An 18,324-nucleotide genomic window follows, 5' to 3' on the forward strand; every position below is an offset into this window, starting at 1 on the left:
TCAGGTCGGCCTGAGGCGGGCGAAGAGGGCGAGATTGTATGCGACCACCGAGGACCAGACATAAGCCTTGAAGTGGTCGAGCCCACGCCAGGTGCAGCGCCCCAAGCCGTAGGCGCGTTTGAGGCAGGAGATGCCGGCCTCGATGCCGGCGCGGAAGTTGCGCAGCTTGCGATAGACCCAGCGGCTCTTGACCATGTCTTCGATCCTGAGGCCGCACTTCTTGTGGAAGGCCATGTCGCAGATGCCCCAGGCTTTGGCTCGGCTCAAATTATCGCGGCTGGCATAGCCGCCGTCGGCCGCCGCCTGACGCGGCGCCTCGCCCCAGATGCCGATGTGGCGTTCCAGCATCGGCAGCAAGCGCTCGCTGTCGGCCGGGTTGCCGGTTTCGACGACGAGGTCGAGGATCAGCCCGCTTGTGCCGGTGGTCAAATTGATCTTATGGCCATACTCGACGTCGCGGCTGCCTTTGACGATGATGTCGGCATGCGGCTCGAACAAACTGACCAGCTTGTCGCCAGCCGGCACCGCCTCGCCGGCCAGGACCCGCCGCTCGGTCTGGGCGATGATCCGTTCGATCAGCGGCTTATAGTGGCGGAGTTGGGCCTGCCAGAGTTCGACCGCCGGGCCCGCCGCCAAGGGCAGTTGCGCCGCCGCCTGTTCGAGATAGCTCAAGGTGGTGCGCGTGATCCTGACCAGCGCGCGATAGTGCTGAACTCGTTTCGGACGACCGCGGGTAAATTGGATCGCCCGGGATCGCTTCTTCGCCGCGCGGCAGTGATCGTGCCATGAGATGGCGCTGCCCAAGGAAGCCGCCTGCTGCAACAGCCGCACCATCACCCGCACGCAGTCCCACAAAAGACTACTGTCGCTCGGTTCGTGCATCAGCGCCGAAGTGACGGTGCTGTCGATGCGCACGACCTTGCCGCGTTCCACCTTGTCCTGCCGGGCGCTCGTCAACAGCACGCGATTGATCGCTTCAAAGGTCCCGGCCCGGATCGCGCTGATCGTCTTGTGCAAGACCGACTTCTTCGGGTTCCACCCCCACGGCAGCCGGGCAAAGGCCCGGAACGAGGCGGAATCTTCCAGATGAAAGGCCAACTCCTCATAACTCAACTGACGGTGTTGTTTGAGCAGGGCGCAACGCAGCACGGCCTCCGCCGGCAGGCCCTCGCGGCCGGTCTCCTTGACGCCGTGGCGGCGCAGGTCCTGCGCTACCAGCCCGAGCAGATCACGATGCTCATCCAGCCATTGCGACATGGCTTTCAGCTCGCGGCCGATCTCGTGTTCGGCGAAAAGATCGAATATATTGGCTTGGACGGTGCGTTCTTGGCGCATTGTCGGCTCCGGCGGTTGCGGGTTTGTCTTTAGAATCAATGGCTTGATCTAAAGTATACCTGAAACCGCCGGGCTTTGCCCGCCGCAATATCGCAATTCCTCCAATAATTTCAGTGGTTTACCGTTTGTGGACGGGCACTAGCTAGGGAACATGGATGCCGGCTGCTATTCGTGGGGGACGACTTCGTTAGGACCGATATAGAAAACGCGCTTTGAACGATGCGGCGGTTGCCAGCACCGGCCGCCCCTACAACGCATCCAGCGGAATCTTCAAATACCGCCTGCCATTCCCCTCCGGCTCGGGCAGCCGCCCGCCGCGGATATTCACCTGCAGCGCGTGCAGCATCAGCTTCGGCTTCGGCAGCGTGCGGTCGCGCGCCTGCCGCAGCGCCACGAAGCCGGCCTCGTCGATGCCTGATATATGCGGGTTGGCGCGCTTCTGCGCCGCCACCGTGCTTTCCCAGCGCGGGTGCCGGCCGCCGGGCTGGTAGTCGTGGCCGGAAAAGAGGCGGGTCTCCTCGGGCAGCGACAGGATGGCCTGGATCGAGTGCCAGAGAGCGGCAGCACTTCCGCCCGGGAAATCCGTGCGCGCCGTGCCGGAATCCGGCGCGAACACCGTGTCGTGCACGAAGGCGGCGTCACCGATCACATAAGTGATCGATGCGAGCGTGTGCCCGGGCGAAAACATCACGCGGGCCTTAAGCGCACCGATCTCGAACGTGTCGCCCTCGGCAAACAGCCGGTCCCATTGCGAACCGTCGGTTTCCAGGGCCGGCCAGTTGTAGATCTCCTTCCAAAGCTTCTGCACCTCCGTGACATGTGCGCCGATCGCGCTCGGCGCGCCGGTCTTTCCTTTGACGTAGTGCGCGGCGGAGAAATGATCGGCATGCGGATGGGTGTCGAGGATCCACTCGACCGTCAGCCCTTCGCTTTCGACATGAGCGAGGATGGCATCGGCATTGGCCGTCCCCGTCGCCCCCGACATCTCGTCGAAATCGAGCACCGGGTCGATGATCGCACAGCGTTTCGTGGCCGGATCGGAAACCACATATTGCACACTATAGGTGCGGGGCTCGAAGAAGGCCTTTACATGAGGCGCCTGCCCCGCCCGCTTCTCCAGAAAACGTCGCGCGCCGGCAAGATCGAAGCCGAGGTTTTGACCGAAGGCCTCGACATCCCCGGGCTTCATCCGCCCGTCGAGCACCTCGCCCAGCGCATAGAGCGTCAGCGCCCGCGTGCCGCTCTTGCAATGGGCGACGACCGGCCCCTTCGCTTGCGCCATCGCCATCTGGAAGGCGCGGATATCAGCCTCGGTGATCTCGGAGCTCTTCACCGGCACGAAGCAGTAGGAAAGCTCGACGGCGGCCGCCGCCGCCTTTTCCGCAGCATTGCCGGGCTGATCCGGCTCCTCGCCATCCGGCCGGGCATTGATGACGCCGGCAAAGCCGCGCGCCGCGAAATCGGCAAAGTCCGCGGCATGGGGCTGTCCCGCTACCGATATCAGCTCATTGACCCTCACGGATGTCATCGAAGCCCCTGCGCCCGCATCATGCCGTATCGCATGTATTACGCTACAATCTCACAAGTATATCGCCGAGCGCAAGAATAGCTTCCGCCCGGCGCGTGCCTGATTAAAACGACAGCGTCGCCGCCCCCTGCTTGATCTCGGCATGCATGGCGCTGGCGCCGACGATGACGACGCCGTCGAGCAAATCTTCCTTGTTGTAGCCGCGGGAAGTCACGCAGGGCGGGCAGGCCCAGATCGTGCCGCCGCGCTGCTGGAAATTCTCGATCAGGCTCGCGAGCGGTTCGAGCGGCGGCACATGCGTCATGCGCTGGCCACCCTTGCGCACCAGGTCGATCCCGGTGCTGGTGAGGAATACCGAGACCTTCAGCCCGGCGGTGATGCCGCCATTGGCAATGGTGAAGGCGACGGAGGACAGTTCGGATTCGATGCCCTTGGTGACGAGCACGACCAGTTTGTCGGTTGCCGTTTGCATAGTATTCTCCTCTCATTGGGTTTGAATGCACTGATGATAGGAGCGCGCGCGGCGCGCGTATTTGGCCGGAATGCGTGAAGCCTTGTCCGAAAATCCAGACGCTGCGGGTGTCGCGCGCGACGACGTGCTGTCGGCGTTGCTTTCGACGATCCGCCTTTCGGGATCGCTGCAATTCTGCTTCATGCCGACGGGCGACTGGCAGACCGATGCCGCGCCGTCGCTTGCAAATCTTTCGGCAAAGGCATCGGGCACGATGCCGTTTCACATCGTTGTGGCCGGCCGCTGCTGGCTGAAAGTGGAGGACGAAGAGACCGATCTCGAGGCCGGCGACGTGCTGGTCTTTCCCTTCGGCACCGGACATCAGCTCGGCGCGGGAAGAGACGGCAAGCTGGTGCTCCCGACCCGCGACCTGCCGCAGAAGCCATGGCGTGAGATTCCCGTGCTGCGTTACGGCGACGAGACACAAGGCGTGCGGCTGCTCTGCGGCTATCTGCAGTGGGATGGGCTGAGCTTCGCGCCGCTTCGGCAGCCCTGCCCAGGCTGATCCATGTCAGGACGAGGGCGGCCAATGATGGCGACTGGCTGCGCGCCACCATCCGCCAGATGGTCGAGGAGGTCGACAGGCCACGCGCCGGCGGCGTCTCGATGCTGCCGCGGCTGACGGAAATCCTCTTCATCGAGATCCTGCGCCACCAGATCATGATGGCCGAGCCAAGCTCGGTCGGCTGGCTGGCGGCGCTTGCCGACCCGGCGCTGTCGCGCTGCCTCTCCCTCATTCACGACGATCCCAAACGTGACTGGTCGCTGGAGCAATTGGCTGCGGCATCGGGAATGTCGCGAAGCGCCCTCGCTGATCGCTTCCAGGCGATGCTTTCGACATCGCCGATCCGCTATATCCGCGACTGGCGGCTTTATCTCGCAAGCGTCGCGCTCGCCACATCGGGTCAGCCGATCGCGGCGATCGCCTATGACGCCGGCTATGCCACCGAAGCCGCCTTCAACCGCGCCTTCTCCCGCGCCTTCGCCACCCCACCGGCAGCCTGGCGGGCGACGGCGTCCAAGAGAGCCTCATCCTGACGTGCCCGCAGGAGCCTCGAAGGAAGAGGCGGGTGCTCGGCGTGGCTGCAACATCGATGCAAGGAGCCGCGCCGCGGCATGTCCTTCGAGGCTACGCCCTATGGGCTGCGCGCCTCAGGATGAGGAGCGTTGGAGGATGCCGCACCAATAAGCTCCATTGCGGTCAATCTCACTCCCAATCCACCGGGTTGCCGCTTCAAGAGTCCCATCAGGCAATGAAGCGATTTCTTGCTTCCGGCCAGCTCGGATTCCGTCGAACGGCCAGGCGATGGCGCGGGAGGAGCGAAGTTGCCTCTAACTGCAATCAGGTCAGAAGTTCAAACGGGTGGATTGCTGACGCCATGCGGCTGCATCTCTTTCTGAATGACGCAGAACCTGTTTCCATCAGGATCGGCCAGAACGATATAGTCCGCGCCTTCGGGATAGCGCCAATCCACACGCTGCGCTCCAAGAGACAACAGCCGCTCGACCTCGGCTTGCTGATCGGATGCATAGAGATCGAGATGATGGCGCTGGTGGGTGGTGGGGTCGGATGAAACGATCGTGATCGCCATCTGCTGTCCTTCGCCCGTGACCGGGACAAGAATGGCCCAATCTTCCGACGGCTCTCGCAAAGGTTTATAATTCAAGGCCGCGCACCAGAATTCGATGGCGCGCGCAACATCCCTTACACCCCAGACAATCGAGCCAATCGTAAGCATCAAATGTGCCTCCTCAAGACCATATGCGCGCGTCGGTGACATGGACGCAGCGCGGTTAGGACATACGGATATTTCCAAGCGACAGGACTCTTGAGAGAGTGCCGTGCCGCGAAAGCGATCGCGCCGACAATAGACAGACCCGATTGACTCGTGATGATCGGTCAGCGCGGTTGCGGGCCTGTCAATCCCAGGGCCAGCGTGATGTCGTTAATGATCCCCAGTCGCGCTTCGATCACCGCGATTTTCTCAGGCGTATCGGCACCAAAAGCCTCGATATCGATGAACAATTGCTCGCAGCCGCCGGGCGTGACCGTGCCGAACATCCGGCCGGGTTCGTCGCCTATGTTTCGCCAACTGTGCGGTACATGTGGCGGCAGAACGACAACGGTTCCCACAGGCGCGTCGAACGCCTCGTCGCCGCATTGGAATCGATAGAGACCGCGAATGACCCGAAAGACTTCCGTCTCCCGGGTGTGCGTGTGCGGGGCCGGACCATGACCCGGCGGCGTGAAGGTTTCCCACATCCCGAACGCGCCGTCTGTCTCGGCGGCCGTGGCATGGATGACAATCCTCGCGCCGAAGGGCGCCTTCGCCACGCGCTCCTTGCCGGGCAAAGAGACGACGGCATTCCTGAAACTCGACATATCCACCTCCCCTCAATTGCATTCTTTGGCGGAGCCCTGCGCTTACCCTTGCGGCGCCGGCTCATTGAGCATCGCTTCGATATTATATCCGTCGGGGTCGAGAACGAAGCAGGCATAATAGTTCTCTTCATATTCCGGCCGCGGGCCGGGCGCGCCATTGTCCCGGGCGCCGGCTTCGAGCGCGACCCGATAAAACGCCTCGACCTCCGCCCTGCTCCGAACCCGGAAGGCAACGTGCAAACGCGTCAGAGGCGGCTTGTCGTCGGTGTGCTGTATCTCGAACAGGCTGCCGCCGACATCGAAGGCCCAGAACACGCCCTCCTTCCCGAAGGAGAGGCGATAACCCAGAGGGTCGAAAGCGCGCTCATAGAATAATTTGCTCTTCTGCAGGTCACCCACTGCAATGGTGATATGATCGATCACACCGTGCCCTCCCTATCGTTCCAGCGTCTCATCATAGTTGATGTTCCTTCCGCGTTTTTCCAGCGGCCAGACCAATCGGCGCCGCCGGACAGCAAAAGCCCCGCCAATCATTGACGGGGCTATGCTTGCTGAAAATCGGTCGGCATTACGTCTTGGGAGGGGAATCAATGATTGCCTGCTGCCAATCGAATCTGGCGCGATCCTTGTCCCGTGGATCCTCGCCTTGTCGACTGGCAGCCGACGCGTCCGCGCAGTCGAACGTTCGAACTATCGCATTGACATCAACTTCGTCATCAGCCCTGCTTTGATTTCGAGCACGGGTCGATTGACTTCCGGATGGCCGATGTCATCCCGGGGGTAACCGATGTCCCTCAGCTGGTCGGGCGTCAGATCTGCCAATGCCTTCCGTCTTGCGACGCTCCGCTGCCACTTCCTCAGGGCAGCGACGATGATTGTTACGCTGTTCGGCCTCGGCGCGCTGATGCCGGCGTGAGTTTCCGTGTGAGCCATTTTCAGTCTCCCATTTGTGAGATTTGCAAGTGGGAGCCTGACACGCGGGCGTATTCCGGCTGTTCGGTTCAGCGTGAACGGCCAGGAAAACCTCGACAAGCCGCCGCTAAATCGGTGTTAAATCTATCTGCCGAAATGCTATTCTGCGGTGGCGGTCGAAATCTGGGAGACGATCTTTGCGCATCAGGTTGCTGGGTGGCCTTGAAGTGATGTCCCGGGAGCACCGGCAAATCCGCTTCACCACGCGCAAGACGTCACTTCTTTTTGCTGCCCTGGTGCTTGCAGGCCGCCGCGGCCATCGCAGGGAACTGCTTTCCGAAGCTTTCTGGCCAGGACGAAGCAATGAGCAGGCCCGCAACAGCCTGCGCCAGGCGCTGGTCGATATCAGACGATCGTTTCCGGCCGGCGGGGATGCCGCCGTCTACATCGACGGGGATCAGGAGACCGTCGCGCTGATAACAGGTCCTGATGAAATCGACATTTCGATCTTCGACCGTAAACTGGAGGCCGGCCGGACGGCCGATCTCGCTCTTGCCGCCGACCTCTACCGTGGCGAGGTGCTGGCAGGCGAGGCCATTCCGGACGAATTAGACGAGTGGTTCGGCCCGTATCGGAGCACATATCAACGCAAGGCACTGCAACTGGTGGAGCGGCTGAGCCAAGCGCTTTCCGAGCCAGGCAGCGCTGAAGAATCGGCCTGCGAAGGGCTGGCTGAGAGGCTGCTCGCTGCGGACCCGACCGTGGAGGCCGCCCATCGGGCGCTGATGCAGATCCACGCTCTGAGGGGCCACGAAAACGCGGCTCTGCGCCAGTACGAAGCCTGCCGGGCGCTCTTGAAGAAGCATCTTCAGGCTGTACCAGAAGCACAGACGTCCTCCCTGGCAGCTTCGCTGCAATCGCGGCAGGGACCCGGACATCCGCGGAGCGCACCGGCCGCCGACGTCGGAGCGCAGCCGCAGGTCTTCCCCGCCCCGGCGAAGCATCACGACCGGCCATCGGTTGCGGTCCTGCCATTTCAGAATTTGAGCGGCGACGCGGAGCAGGAATATTTTGCCGACGGCATCGTCGAGGACATCACCATCGCGCTTGCTCAATTCCGCCATCTCTACGTCATCGCCCGGAATTCGAGCTTCACCTACAAAGGTCAGGCGGTCGATATAAAGCAGGTCGGGCGTGAGCTGGACGTGCGCTATGTGGTCGAAGGAAGTGTGCGCCGGACCGGTGACCGTCTGCGCATTGCAGGCCAACTCATCGACACGTCGACGGGTGCGCACCTCTGGGCCGATCGTTTTGACGGAACCCTGGCGAATGTCTTCGATCTTCAGGATCAGGTCGCCTCGAGCATCGTCGGCGCCATAACGCCAAAAGTGTAGGAGGCTGAGATCGAGCGTGCCAAACGCAAGCCGACCGAGAGCCTCGACGCCTATGACTACTATCTCCGCGGCCTGGCGGCCTTCGACCGGACGATCACCAACAGATCGGTCATCGACGAGGCCTTGCGGCTTTTCAGGGAGGCGATCGAGCGTGACCCGGAATTCGCCATAGCCCATGCACGGGCGGCACGCTGCTACGCTACCCGAAAGAGCAACGGCTGGATGCTCAATCCCGCCGACGAGACTGCCGAAGCCACCCGGCTGGCGAGGAGAGCCGTCGAACTTGGCTGGGACGATGCGGTTGCGCTCATCTACGGCGGATATGTCATCGGTTATGTCGGCGGCGACCTCGATGACAGTGCGGCCTGCATCGATCGCGCACTCTTCCTCAACCCGAACCTGGCCGCTGCGCTCGGCGTCAGCAGCTGAGTGAAGGCTTGCCTCGGCGAGCCCGATAAGGCCATTGAACACGCAACACTCGCCATGCGTCTCAGCCCTTTGGATCCGCGCCTCTTTGCCTGGCAGTTCAACATCGGTCTCGCGCATTTTTGCGCCGGCCACTATGACGATGCTGCCGCCTGGGCAGGAAAATCGCTACACCACCAGCCGAACTACCCGAGCGCCATGCGCGTGATGGGGGCGAGCCAGGCCATGGCCGGGCGGCTTGTGCAAGCCCGCGAAACGATCGCCCGCCTGTGCCTGATGGACCCAGCCCTCCGACTTTCCAATCTCGCCGACGTGCTGCCACCATTCCGGCGACCGGACGATCGCAATCGATATATCGAGGCTCTCAGGATGGCGGGACTACCAGAGTAGCTGCCGCTTCAGCGGCTTCTTCGGAACGAAGGGGTCATGGCCGGGCTATTGCCGACCCCCTATCGGCTAATTGCGAAACGATGCTGCTTCGTGCGAAAATGCCGCGCGATGGATCACACGGGCGAAGTTCTCATTCTCACCGGGCCGCCGGGCTCGGGAAAAACCACGACGGCCGAGGCGCTCGCCCGCGAACCCGGCTCGCCGAAGGTCCATCTTCATTCCGACGACTTCTGGCATTTCATCAAGAACGGGGTGATCCCGCCCTATCTGCCGGAAGCGCATGAACAGAACGTCGTTGTCGTCGACGTGCTGACGAAGGCGGCGGCAGGCTATGCCGACGGCGGCTACTTCGTCGTCGTCGACGGCATCGTCGGGCCGTGGTTCCTGGAACCGTTCCGGAAAATCGCAGCACCCCTCCACTACGTGGTTCTGCGTCCGCCGCTCGATGTCGCCATCCGGCGCTGCCGGGAGCGTGGCGGCGACACGCTGACCGATCCCGGCCCTATTGCGGCGCTCCATCAGCAATTCTCGTCACTTGGCCCGTTCGAGCAACATGTCGTCTCGACGGAGGGGCACGACAGGGAAGACACGTTGCGCACGGTGATCGAGGCTATGCGCAGCGGCATGTTTCGCCTGGCGTCATAACGCAAGCCCCTCAGCTTTCGGCGCAAGCGGCAGACACTGCCGGAATTCTCTTACCCGATCCCGGTTCTACCTCTCCGAGCGAGCCGGGAAATTCATGAGCGGACCACATAAGTTCATGCCGATATCTCCGGCTAATCGCCGCCGGGCTTTGCCCTATCTTGGGATCAAACCTGGGAAGGAGGACTTGAAATGATCAAGCGCAAGCTCGGCCAAAGAGGCCCTGACGTATCGGCGATCGGCTTCGGCTGCATGGGGCTGAACTACCATCGCGGGCCGGCGATGGAGCGCGGTGATGCCGTCACGCTCCTGCGGGCGGCCCACGACCGGGGTGTCACCTTCTTCGACACTGCCGAAGCCTACGGGCCGTTCACCAACGAGGAACTCGTCGGCGAGGCGCTGGCGCCGATCCGTGATAAGGTGGTGATCGCGACGAAATTCGGCTTTAGGGATGGCCGGCCGGAAGTCGGCCTTGATAGCCGGCCGGAACGCATCCGTGTGGTCGTAGAAGAATCCCTCAAGCGGCTTCGCACCGATCGCATCGATATCTTCTACCAGCATCGGGTGGACCCTGCCGTACCGATCGAAGAGGTGGCAGGCACGGTGAAAGATCTGATCAGCGCCGGCAAAGTGCTGCATTTCGGCCTGTCCGAAGCGGGCGCCGATGCCATCCGCCGCGCCCATGCCGTCCAGCCCGTCGCCGTGTTGCAAAGCGAATATTCGTTGTGGTGGCGCAACCCGGAACGGGAATTCCTGCCCGTCGTCGAAGAACTCGGCATCGGCGTCGTGCCCTATAGCCCGCTCGGCCGCGGGTTTCTCACCGGCAAGATGGACGAGAACACCAGTTTCGAAGGCGGCAACGACCACCGCAAGACCAATCCGCGCCTTTCGGCCGAAAACCGCAAGGCAAACCAGCCGGTGGTCGATGCGATCGAGGCGATCGCCGCTCGCAGAAACGCGACCGCAGCCCAGATCGCCATCGCCTGGCTGATGGCCCGCAAGCCCTGGATCGTCCCCATTCCCGGCACCACCAAGCTGCATCGGCTGGAAGAAAACATCGCCGCCGCCAACAACGCCTTCACATCGGAGGAACTGGCCGAGATCGACGCGGTCTTCTCAGGCATCGAGATCCACGGCGACCGCTACTCGGGAACATCGGCAGCCCGCGTCACGCGCTGAACCGACGCCCCTCAGTCGCCGACCGTAAAGCCCCATGGCGAGGGATCGACCAATTCGAGCGGCGGCATCATTCCTTGAGGTCTACGGGGCCGCGTTTGACTTCGACGGCGGTGTCACGGCCCCGAGAAACCCGCAAAACCGCCCGCGAGAAAACGCGGGCGGTTGCATCATCGCGTGGCACCCGCCTCAGGCGCGGATGATCAGTCCTGGCCCTGCAGGCGGTCCATCACCTGGAGCAGCAGATCGGCGCAGGCCCTCATCGGTTCGTCCTCGGCGCATTTGAGATCGATCCGGGTATTCCCGTCCTCGATCCGGAAATGGGCTGCCTTGGACGGCGGTGGCGGCGGCGGGCGATGACCGCGGAAACCACGGAAGCCCATGTCGCCTCTCCGACCATGCCAGCGGTAATCGGGGCGATCTCCCGGCCGCGCATCCGGCCGGTCCGTCATCTGCTCATCGTCATCAGGAGCAGACGGAGACGGCGGCGGCGAGCCGGGTTCAGCCGCTGCGGGCGGAGTCCCGGCGGATGGCGGAGCGGGCGGCTGTTGGGCGAAGGCGGTGCCGGCCAATGCGGCAAGCGCAAGGCCTGATAGAAGAAGTCGTTGCATGGGAAGCGTTCCTTTCGGAGTTGTGAGGCGTGTCTGTAAACACCGCAGCGCTGCTTTGGTTCACGCCCGTCAGGGCCTGTGGACGAAATCGGCGCGCCAGGGGCCATGCACTCGGTCGGCTTTCACCATAAATGTGTCGGCAGGCGGCTGAAGACAGCTTTACGCCACCTGACAGGAACCATCGGCACCGAGACTTCGTTTTGCAGCGAAACAACTGCCGGGTGGAAATCATGTACATCGTTCTGGGTGCAGCGGGAAATGTCGGTTCCCGTGTCATCGAAGCGCTGAGGCCCGCGGGCGAGAAGATATTCGCGCTCGTCCATAGTGAGCAGAAGGCGAGCGCGGTCGACGGTGGCAATGTCGAGGCCGTGGTGCTTGATGTCTTGGATAGCGCGGCACTGAGGGCTGTCTTCCAGACAGGCAGACGCGCCTTTCTCCTCAACCCGCCCGCACATCCAGGCACCGATACGAACGCCGAAGAGCTGAAGACTGCACGAAGCATTGCCACGGCGCTGAAGGATTCGGACCTTGAAAAACTCGTGGTGCAATCGACCTATGGCGCCAGGCAAGGCGATGGCATCGGCGACCTCTCGGTGCTGCATGAGTTCGAGCGCCTGGCTGAGGCAAGCGGCATTCCGGCGGCGATCAACCGGGCGGCTTACTATTATACCAATTTCGATATGCTGCTGGAGCCGGCGCGCAAGGGTCTGATCACCACTGCCTTCCCCGAAGACTTCATCTTGCCGATGGTCTCTCCCACTGATCTCGGCAACGCGGCGGCCGCGCGTCTGTCGGGCCCAGTCAGCGATGTCGGCATCGAGCATGTGGAGGGACCCCAGCGATACAGCTTCGCCGATGTTGTCGCAGCCTTCTCTGCCGTCGTAGGAAGGTCCGTGAGCCTGGCTACGACGCCGCGCGACCGGCTGGAAGAAAGCTTTCGCAAGCTCGGCTTCTCGCCTGCCGCCGCCCGCTCCTACACGCGCATGACCGAGGCGACGCTCGACGGCCACGAATTGCCGCGCGAGCCCAATCGCGGAGAGATCACCCTCGAAGACCACATCGCCGCGCTTCGGTGAGCGGCGATCGCGGACGCATTCCTGTCGAGAACGATAGTCACATGTCAAAAGGTTCGCTGCCCCCGAGACGTCTTTCGCCTCGCCTCTGCCTTGTTGCTCGCGTATCCTGACGGCCGATTCGCCGTCCGCAAACGAGGGTGGGCATGAACGAAGCATCAAAGGAGAGCGCGATGACGGACGCCAAGGGCGGCATTTCGGGACTACGGCCGCATATTACAGTCATCGGTGTCGGCGGCGGTGGTGGCAATGCGATCAACAATATGATCGCGGAAAAGCTGGCGGGCGTCGAATTCGTCGCCGCAAACACGGATGCTCAGGTGCTGGCCACCTCCAAGGCGACGCGCCGCATCCAGCTTGGCGCGAATGTGACGGAGGGTCTCGGCGCGGGTTCGCTGCCGGAGGTCGGCCATGCGGCTGCCGAAGAGTCGCTCGATGAGATCATGGATCACCTGGCCGGCTCGCACATGTGTTTCGTCACCGCCGGCATGGGCGGTGGAACGGGCACGGGTGCAGCACCTGTCATCGCCCGCGCTGCGCGTGCCGCCGGCATCCTGACGGTCGGCGTCGTCACCAAGCCCTTTACCTTCGAAGGCAACCGCCGCATGCGGATGGCGGAAATCGGCATCGAGGCGCTTCGCCAGGCGGCCGATACGGTCATCGTCATTCCCAACCAGAACCTCTTCCGCATCGCCGATGCGAAGACGACGTTCGCCGATGCTTTCATGACGGCCGACCGCGTGCTCTATGCCGGCGTCGGCTGCATAACCGATCTGATCGTCAAGGAAGGCCTGATCAACCTCGATTTTGCCGACGTGAAGTCGGTCATGTCAGGCATGGGCCGTGCGATGATGGGAACCGGCGAAGCCTCCGGTGAGAGCCGCGCGATGAAGGCGGCGGAAGCGGCCATTGCCAACCCGCTTCTCGACGATATCTCGATGCGGGGCGCCAGGGGGGTGCTGATCTCGATCTCCGGCGGTTCAGATATGACCCTGTTCGAAGTGGACGAGGCGGCAAGCCGCATTCGTGACGAAGTCCAGGAAGACGCCGATATCGTCGTCGGCGCGATCTTCGACCGCAGCCTCGACGGCAAGTTCCGTGTCTCGGTGGTGGCGACCGGCCTCGAAGGCAGCCCGCTGCCCGCATCCGCGCCTCACGCCGCCGAGCAGGTTCAGACGCGCACGCTGCAGTAAGCGCAGCGGCGCGATCCGAGTACGACAGGCTGCTGCGTCTTTTCAGACGCGCGGCGCTGTCGTGCTTCAATGTCCTGCGCTCCGGGGAATCGCCGCGATCACCGGTCGTTGATTCGCGATCACCTGTCGTTGATCGTGGGAAGGTGCGTTACGACCTCTACGCGGCGCTTGTCATCCAGCGGCTCAATGTGCTTCTGCCAGAAGGCCTCGGCCTCCGACGTGTCATCCTCCCAGTGGCGGATTTTAACGATATTGTCATCGATCTTCGCCAGCCGTTTGCCACCGAGCCGCAGGTATTCCTCCGCCAGTTCTTTCGATCGGGTCGTTTGCATGTCGTGTTCCTCCAAGGCGAACCGAAAGGCCGATCGTCATCACCGGGTTGGCCGGCATCGGCATCCCCGTTATCTGCGCTTCCGCGCCTTCCAGTTAAACAGTACGGCGGGATCATGGTTCCAGATCATCGGCCGAAACCGATCCACGCGGCCGGCTGAAGGTGTCGGCCGCCATCCATGTTCCGCACGGCCCGCCGCTCTTGCTGCCGGGACAGCCGGAGACGCCTCGTACTGGCTGGAGAGCGGCCTTGTCCGGAACGGCAAGATTGCATTCGTCGGGGCGATCTTCGACCGCAGCCTCGACGGCAAGTTCCGCGTCTCAGTGGTAGCGACCGGCCTGGAAGGCAGCCCGCTGCCCGCATCCGCGCCTCACGCCGCCGTTAAACGCCCCGCCGTGAAGGGAACGGGCGGGGCGGCGTCGGCATTCGAGCGGTAAGGCCCAATAGAGCGTTGTGCGTCCTTTCGGACGCACAAAGGACGCTCTAACACTTTCAATCCTCGCATCGTGCTTTCCGAAAATCGATTCCGATTTTCGGGCCGATGCACTAGACGAACAGGACGTCCGAGACGTTGTGCACCACGGCGATTTCGTCGGTCCCGGTGTTGGTGAGGTAGAGATTATCCGCCGCTGAGTCATAGACCACGTTGGTGATCAAGTCGTCTCCCGGTATGGCGATGTTGACGTCGACCGTTGTCTTGACCCCGGTTTCGAAGTCGAATGCCGTGCCGATATGCTCGCTGCTGGAAGAATCGCCGAAGAAGAACGTGCCGTCAACGGCAAAGCCGTAGCCGAGCGAGCCTGCGGCGAAGGTTTTGGATTCGATCGGGTTCAGCGTGTCGGGATCGATCTTGGAGACCTGCCAGGTGGCATCATCGATGCGGCCGACGACGTAGATGCCGGTCGAATCCTGCATCGTATTGACGGCCGTGAATCCACCCCAGTCGAACGTGCCCGCCCCATTCTCGCCGATAAGGCCCGGGATCGGGTCGCCCTGCTGATCGGACGATCCGTCTCCGGCATCCCACTTTGCGAGATAGGTCTGATCGGGGAAAGGGCCTTCCCCTCGGACCTCGTTGGTTCGTCCGATGATCTCGCCGCCGCTGACCGCAAAATAGGTTCCGCCGATGTCGTATTCGCCAAGGTCATATTCGCCAAGAGAGATGGCGCCGCTGGCATGGTCGGCTTCGAATGCCGCAGCGTTGTCGTAAATGCTCACCATGGAATCGTCTGGAAAACCATGGCCTGACGCAACGTAATACTTGCCCGTTAGCGGATCGATCGCGACCCCCTGGAGTTCGTAATGGTCCAGGAAGGGGCGCACCACATCCGCCTGGGCCTCGACATGATTGGTGTTCAACGACTTTCCGTCCGTCACGCCGTCGACGGTCAGGGTGATCACGCCGGCATCCGCGTGACCGGCGCCGTCAGAGACCTTGTAATATTGGAGTTTCTCCGTGACATGCTCGCCATCATCGAGGCCCGCCTTGACGGCCGGATTGAGATCGTAGGTGAAGCTTCCATCGCCTGCGAAATGGAAGGTGCCGAATTCACCCGCCACGTCGGTCGTCTGCCCCTGACCGGCAGGAATGCTGGTGCCCTCGACCGAGCGCAGGAAGAGCGTGCCAGCCTCTCCCGGGTGATCATTGGCAAGCACGTTGCGGGCCATCTCGCTTCCTTCGCGGAAGGAAAAGGCGTCGTCGACGGCGACCGGCGGGCTCGTGACCCCGTGAATGTCGAGCTTGAAGTGGCCGACATCCGTGTTGCCGGAGCCGTCGGAGATCTTGTAGCCGATCGTCTCCGTCAGCGTCACTCCATCAACGAAGCCCGCCTTGGCGGCCTCATTCAGCGTATAGGTATAGGAGCCGTCGGCCTTGACGTGAAACGTGCCGTATTCACCCTCGATATCGGTGATCGCACCATCCTTCTTGGCAAGCACCCTCTCGCCGTCGAAGAAGTTGAGAAACATGTTGCCGGAGCCCCCGGCCAGATCATTATTCAACAGATTGCCCGAGATCCCGTCATTCTCGGAAGCGCTGCTGACATCATCGACCGCCACAGGTTTTGCAAGCACTGTCATGGAAATCTCCTTCAAGATCCATTCGCCTTGGTCTATCGGGAGGAAAGCAGCTGAGACCGGATCGGTCAATAAATTTTCTAGTATGAGTAGTATTTTAGATATTCACAGCTTTGTCATGCTTAGACGCTTCGCCCTCTGGGTTACACATCTAAGCTTTAGGGACGGCGGATGCCGGGCCTAAAGGCGTCGTTGGTTATTTTGTCTCGGAGACAGGCATCGGCAGCGACAGGATCGTTCTCAGATCCCCATGGGTTCGGCGCCTTACTCTTGGCCGTCCTTCGGCCCTTTAGCATAGTCGCAGATCGACGTAGAATAGAATGTTTGCCCCGCAAATTCGGTCTTCGATAATCCAAATTCGTAAATGCCGAATTTGTCACTGTGATAGTAAAACGCCGCGTTGAGGAAATCCCCCAGACGCCCGCAGTCCCCCATGCCGGCGCCTGTATAGACCGATAGAGTCTTCCCCTTGAACGTCCCCTTCAGCACCTTGTCGACCTCAAAGTCGCCACGCGTCAGCCGTGGCGCCTCGCCTTCGGATCGAGGATCGGGAATCTCGACGCCGAAGGTCACCAGCTTCATACGGCCTTTCACGACCAAATCAGCTTCTGCAAACTTGTCCTTCGCGGACGACCGTCCGCAACTGCAGGCGGATGCAGCCGAAGCCGACAGCACCATCAAGACCGAAGCAACTACCAAAGCCGCGGCACGATATGAATTCATTGAAATCCCCCATCCGCGCGGCTCAAATCTTGCGCGCGTCGATGTACAGCATGACTGCGGATTTGTCCGGATTGAGGCGATGTCGTAACGTCATTGACACTCGGAAATTCCGAACCTACCTCTCGCTTTGATTGAAGGAAAACATCATGCCTGAGCAGGGCAATCCAGAAATTGCACGCAGAAGAAAGGTGATCGGCATTTGGTTCTGGTCGCTGGTACTTTTGTCGGTGACGACCTGGGTGCTAATACCGCGCCTTCCTACCCAGGGGCGTTTGTTATTTTCGTGACATTTGGTTCTTGAAGGCGCTCTGGCACCAGAACATCACCATCTATGACCAGTTCATAAATCTTCGGCCTTCGAACAGTCAGCAATGTTTATTCTTTGCTACGCGATCGATGCTATCTTTATATTTTGCCACCTTCGCATGCGCGATCGTCATCTACAGCCCCAAGGGAAAACCACCGGCGCCGAAGGCCTGGATCGGGATTGCCCTTATCACCGTTTTTCTCATTGGCCAGCAGATTTTTTTCGACGGCTTCGGTGATGGACCTCGTGGATATTCGTACCGGGCTTATGACTCCATCAATTCGCTTATCTTTAAGTCGACAATACGGATGTTCCTCTTCTATTTTTTCCTGACGTTCTGGTTGCTTGTTGCGCTCGAATGGCGCCGCAATCGTGTTCGGGGCACCGAAAGCGAGAGCCGAGAAGCTCTGCTGCAAGGAAGCGATAACGCAACCAAACCGCCCTTCACACACCTGCTCACTTCAGACCCGTCAGACTCCTGATCTTCGCCGCATCCTCCGCCGTCGCCGGATTGTAGACCACCATGCTGAGATCCGGCCGCCCATCCACCTGAAAGGCGGAATATTCGAAAGCGAGAAGCCCGAGAACGGGGTGTTTGATACGCTTGACGCCCTCGCCGTGGGTGCGCACGTCATTGTCGCGCCACATCGCCAGGAATTCCGGGCTCTTGCGGCAGAGTTCATCGATCAGCGGCTCCACATCAGCCCCCGCCCCGGCGCGCGCCGCATCCACCCGAAAGGCAGCGACGACGAAGCGCGCCACGCTTTCCCAGTCGTACTGTGCGGCGCGCACGCGCGGATCGAGGAAGATGAAGCGCAGCACGTTGCGCTCTTCCGGCGGAAGCGCGCCGTAGTCGGTCAGAAGCACGGTTGCCGCCCGGTTCCAGGCGACGACGTCCCATATCGCGGTGCGGATCAGTGCCGGGCTCGGGTCAAGCGCATCGAGCACGCCCTGCAGCCGGGGCGTCACGCCCTCTTGCCTGTGGTGGCGCACCTCGGGCGGCCGGCCGAGGCCGATGAGGAAGAGATGCTCGCGCTCGACATCCGTCAGCATCAGCGCGCGAGAGATCCGGTCGAGCACGTCGGCAGACGGCGCGCCGCCGCGCCCCTGCTCCAGCCAGGTGTACCAGGTCGGGCTGATATTGGCCCGGCTCGCCACCTCCTCGCGCCGTAGACCCGGCGTACGCCGCCGCTCCCCCGCAAAACCGAGCGCGGCGGGATCGAGCCTCACGCGACGATCCTTCAGATAGGTGCCGAGCCGGTTGTCCGAGGTGACGAATTCACTCATCCTGTTAGCCTCTATACCATGATAAT

Annotated in this window: 19 protein-coding genes and 2 pseudogenes; 9 read left to right on the forward strand and 12 right to left on the reverse strand. The window is 61.8% G+C overall.

All coding sequences use genetic code 11. The annotated features are described in order from the left end of the window. The 3 genes from BA011_RS11090 to BA011_RS11100 all read right to left on the reverse strand — a co-directional run bounded on the left by BA011_RS11090 (position 1) and on the right by BA011_RS11100 (position 3,335). Complete coding sequence (locus BA011_RS11090) at positions 1-1,335, reverse strand: ISNCY family transposase (RefSeq protein ID WP_065280293.1); 1,335 nt, start codon at positions 1,333-1,335, stop codon at positions 1-3. A 247-nt stretch (positions 1,336-1,582) separates the two neighbouring features. Beyond that, positions 1,583-2,863, reverse strand: coding sequence for a bifunctional sulfur transferase/dioxygenase Blh (gene blh, locus BA011_RS11095; RefSeq protein ID WP_065280496.1), 1,281 nt, complete (start codon positions 2,861-2,863; stop codon positions 1,583-1,585). Positions 2,864-2,966: 103 nt separating this feature from the next. Next, positions 2,967-3,335, reverse strand: a complete 369-nt coding sequence (locus BA011_RS11100) for a DsrE family protein (RefSeq protein WP_065280497.1) — start codon at positions 3,333-3,335, stop codon at positions 2,967-2,969. A 70-nt stretch (positions 3,336-3,405) separates the two neighbouring features. On the opposite strand from BA011_RS11100, the pseudogene BA011_RS11105 reads away from it, so the two are divergent. Next, positions 3,406-4,412 (forward strand): annotated as a pseudogene (locus BA011_RS11105) (AraC family transcriptional regulator). A gap of 317 nt (positions 4,413-4,729) precedes the next feature. Here the strand turns inward: BA011_RS11105 and BA011_RS11110 are convergent. The 4 genes from BA011_RS11110 to BA011_RS46320 form a co-directional block, all read right to left on the reverse strand. Beyond that, a complete protein-coding gene (locus BA011_RS11110; protein WP_065282500.1) occupies positions 4,730-5,113 on the reverse strand; it encodes a VOC family protein in 384 nt (127 codons plus the stop codon). A 161-nt stretch (positions 5,114-5,274) separates the two neighbouring features. Further along, complete coding sequence (locus BA011_RS11115) at positions 5,275-5,757, reverse strand: cupin domain-containing protein (RefSeq protein WP_065280498.1); 483 nt, start codon at positions 5,755-5,757, stop codon at positions 5,275-5,277. 42 nt (positions 5,758-5,799) lie between these two features. Next, a complete protein-coding gene (locus BA011_RS11120; RefSeq protein ID WP_065280499.1) occupies positions 5,800-6,180 on the reverse strand; it encodes a VOC family protein in 381 nt (126 codons plus the stop codon). A gap of 267 nt (positions 6,181-6,447) precedes the next feature. After that, complete coding sequence (locus tag BA011_RS46320) at positions 6,448-6,690, reverse strand: DUF1127 domain-containing protein (RefSeq protein ID WP_065280500.1); 243 nt, start codon at positions 6,688-6,690, stop codon at positions 6,448-6,450. Positions 6,691-6,866: 176 nt separating this feature from the next. Here BA011_RS46320 and BA011_RS46325 point away from each other — a divergent pair. The 3 genes and pseudogenes from BA011_RS46325 (at position 6,867) to BA011_RS11140 (ending at position 10,700) form a co-directional block, all read left to right on the forward strand. Then, positions 6,867-8,879, forward strand: a pseudogene (locus BA011_RS46325) (BTAD domain-containing putative transcriptional regulator). Positions 8,880-8,987: 108 nt separating this feature from the next. Continuing rightward, complete coding sequence (locus BA011_RS11135; RefSeq protein ID WP_065280501.1) at positions 8,988-9,524, forward strand: ATP-binding protein; 537 nt, start codon at positions 8,988-8,990, stop codon at positions 9,522-9,524. A gap of 189 nt (positions 9,525-9,713) precedes the next feature. Next, entirely contained in the window at positions 9,714-10,700 is a 987-nt protein-coding gene (locus tag BA011_RS11140; protein ID WP_065280502.1) for an aldo/keto reductase, read from the forward strand. Positions 10,701-10,900: 200 nt separating this feature from the next. Here BA011_RS11140 and BA011_RS11145 read toward each other — a convergent pair whose 3' ends face one another. Continuing rightward, positions 10,901-11,308, reverse strand: coding sequence for a hypothetical protein (locus tag BA011_RS11145; protein ID WP_065280503.1), 408 nt, complete (start codon positions 11,306-11,308; stop codon positions 10,901-10,903). Positions 11,309-11,538: 230 nt separating this feature from the next. On the opposite strand from BA011_RS11145, the gene BA011_RS11150 reads away from it, so the two are divergent. Both BA011_RS11150 and ftsZ read left to right on the forward strand, forming a co-directional pair. Further along, a complete protein-coding gene (locus tag BA011_RS11150) occupies positions 11,539-12,384 on the forward strand; it encodes an NmrA family NAD(P)-binding protein (protein WP_065280504.1) in 846 nt (281 codons plus the stop codon). A gap of 170 nt (positions 12,385-12,554) precedes the next feature. Further along, on the forward strand, positions 12,555-13,574 hold the full coding sequence (gene ftsZ, locus BA011_RS11155; protein WP_011652582.1) for a cell division protein FtsZ: 1,020 nt from the start codon (positions 12,555-12,557) through the stop codon (positions 13,572-13,574). 119 nt (positions 13,575-13,693) lie between these two features. Here ftsZ and BA011_RS11160 read toward each other — a convergent pair whose 3' ends face one another. After that, entirely contained in the window at positions 13,694-13,906 is a 213-nt protein-coding gene (locus tag BA011_RS11160) for a hypothetical protein (protein WP_065280505.1), read from the reverse strand. Here BA011_RS11160 and BA011_RS11165 point away from each other — a divergent pair. Then, positions 13,905-14,342, forward strand: a complete 438-nt coding sequence (locus tag BA011_RS11165; RefSeq protein ID WP_065280506.1) for a hypothetical protein — start codon at positions 13,905-13,907, stop codon at positions 14,340-14,342. The genes BA011_RS11160 and BA011_RS11165 overlap by 2 nt on opposite strands. Positions 14,343-14,451: 109 nt before the next feature. Here BA011_RS11165 and BA011_RS11170 read toward each other — a convergent pair whose 3' ends face one another. Both BA011_RS11170 and BA011_RS11175 read right to left on the reverse strand, forming a co-directional pair. Then, positions 14,452-15,984 carry an Ig-like domain-containing protein gene (locus BA011_RS11170; protein ID WP_065282501.1) on the reverse strand — a complete coding sequence of 511 codons (1,533 nt, stop codon included), beginning with the start codon at positions 15,982-15,984 and terminating at the stop codon, positions 14,452-14,454. Between the two features lie 261 nt (positions 15,985-16,245). Next, a complete protein-coding gene (locus BA011_RS11175; RefSeq protein ID WP_186806542.1) occupies positions 16,246-16,704 on the reverse strand; it encodes a hypothetical protein in 459 nt (152 codons plus the stop codon). Between the two features lie 146 nt (positions 16,705-16,850). On the opposite strand from BA011_RS11175, the gene BA011_RS45065 reads away from it, so the two are divergent. Continuing rightward, on the forward strand, positions 16,851-16,991 hold the full coding sequence (locus tag BA011_RS45065; RefSeq protein ID WP_237352640.1) for a hypothetical protein: 141 nt from the start codon (positions 16,851-16,853) through the stop codon (positions 16,989-16,991). 10 nt (positions 16,992-17,001) lie between these two features. Further along, the gene (locus tag BA011_RS41515) at positions 17,002-17,493 is read left to right on the forward strand and encodes a hypothetical protein (RefSeq protein ID WP_237352642.1); all 492 of its coding nucleotides are present in this window, start codon (positions 17,002-17,004) and stop codon (positions 17,491-17,493) included. Here BA011_RS41515 and BA011_RS11190 read toward each other — a convergent pair. After that, positions 17,468-18,298: a helix-turn-helix transcriptional regulator gene (locus BA011_RS11190; RefSeq protein ID WP_065280510.1), complete on the reverse strand. Its 831-nt coding sequence runs from the start codon at positions 18,296-18,298 to the stop codon at positions 17,468-17,470. The genes BA011_RS41515 and BA011_RS11190 overlap by 26 nt on opposite strands. Between the last annotated feature and the right edge of the window lie 26 nt (positions 18,299-18,324).

This window comes from Rhizobium leguminosarum, from assembly GCF_001679785.1.
In the GTDB taxonomy this organism is placed as follows: Bacteria; Pseudomonadota; Alphaproteobacteria; order Rhizobiales; family Rhizobiaceae; genus Rhizobium; species Rhizobium leguminosarum_R.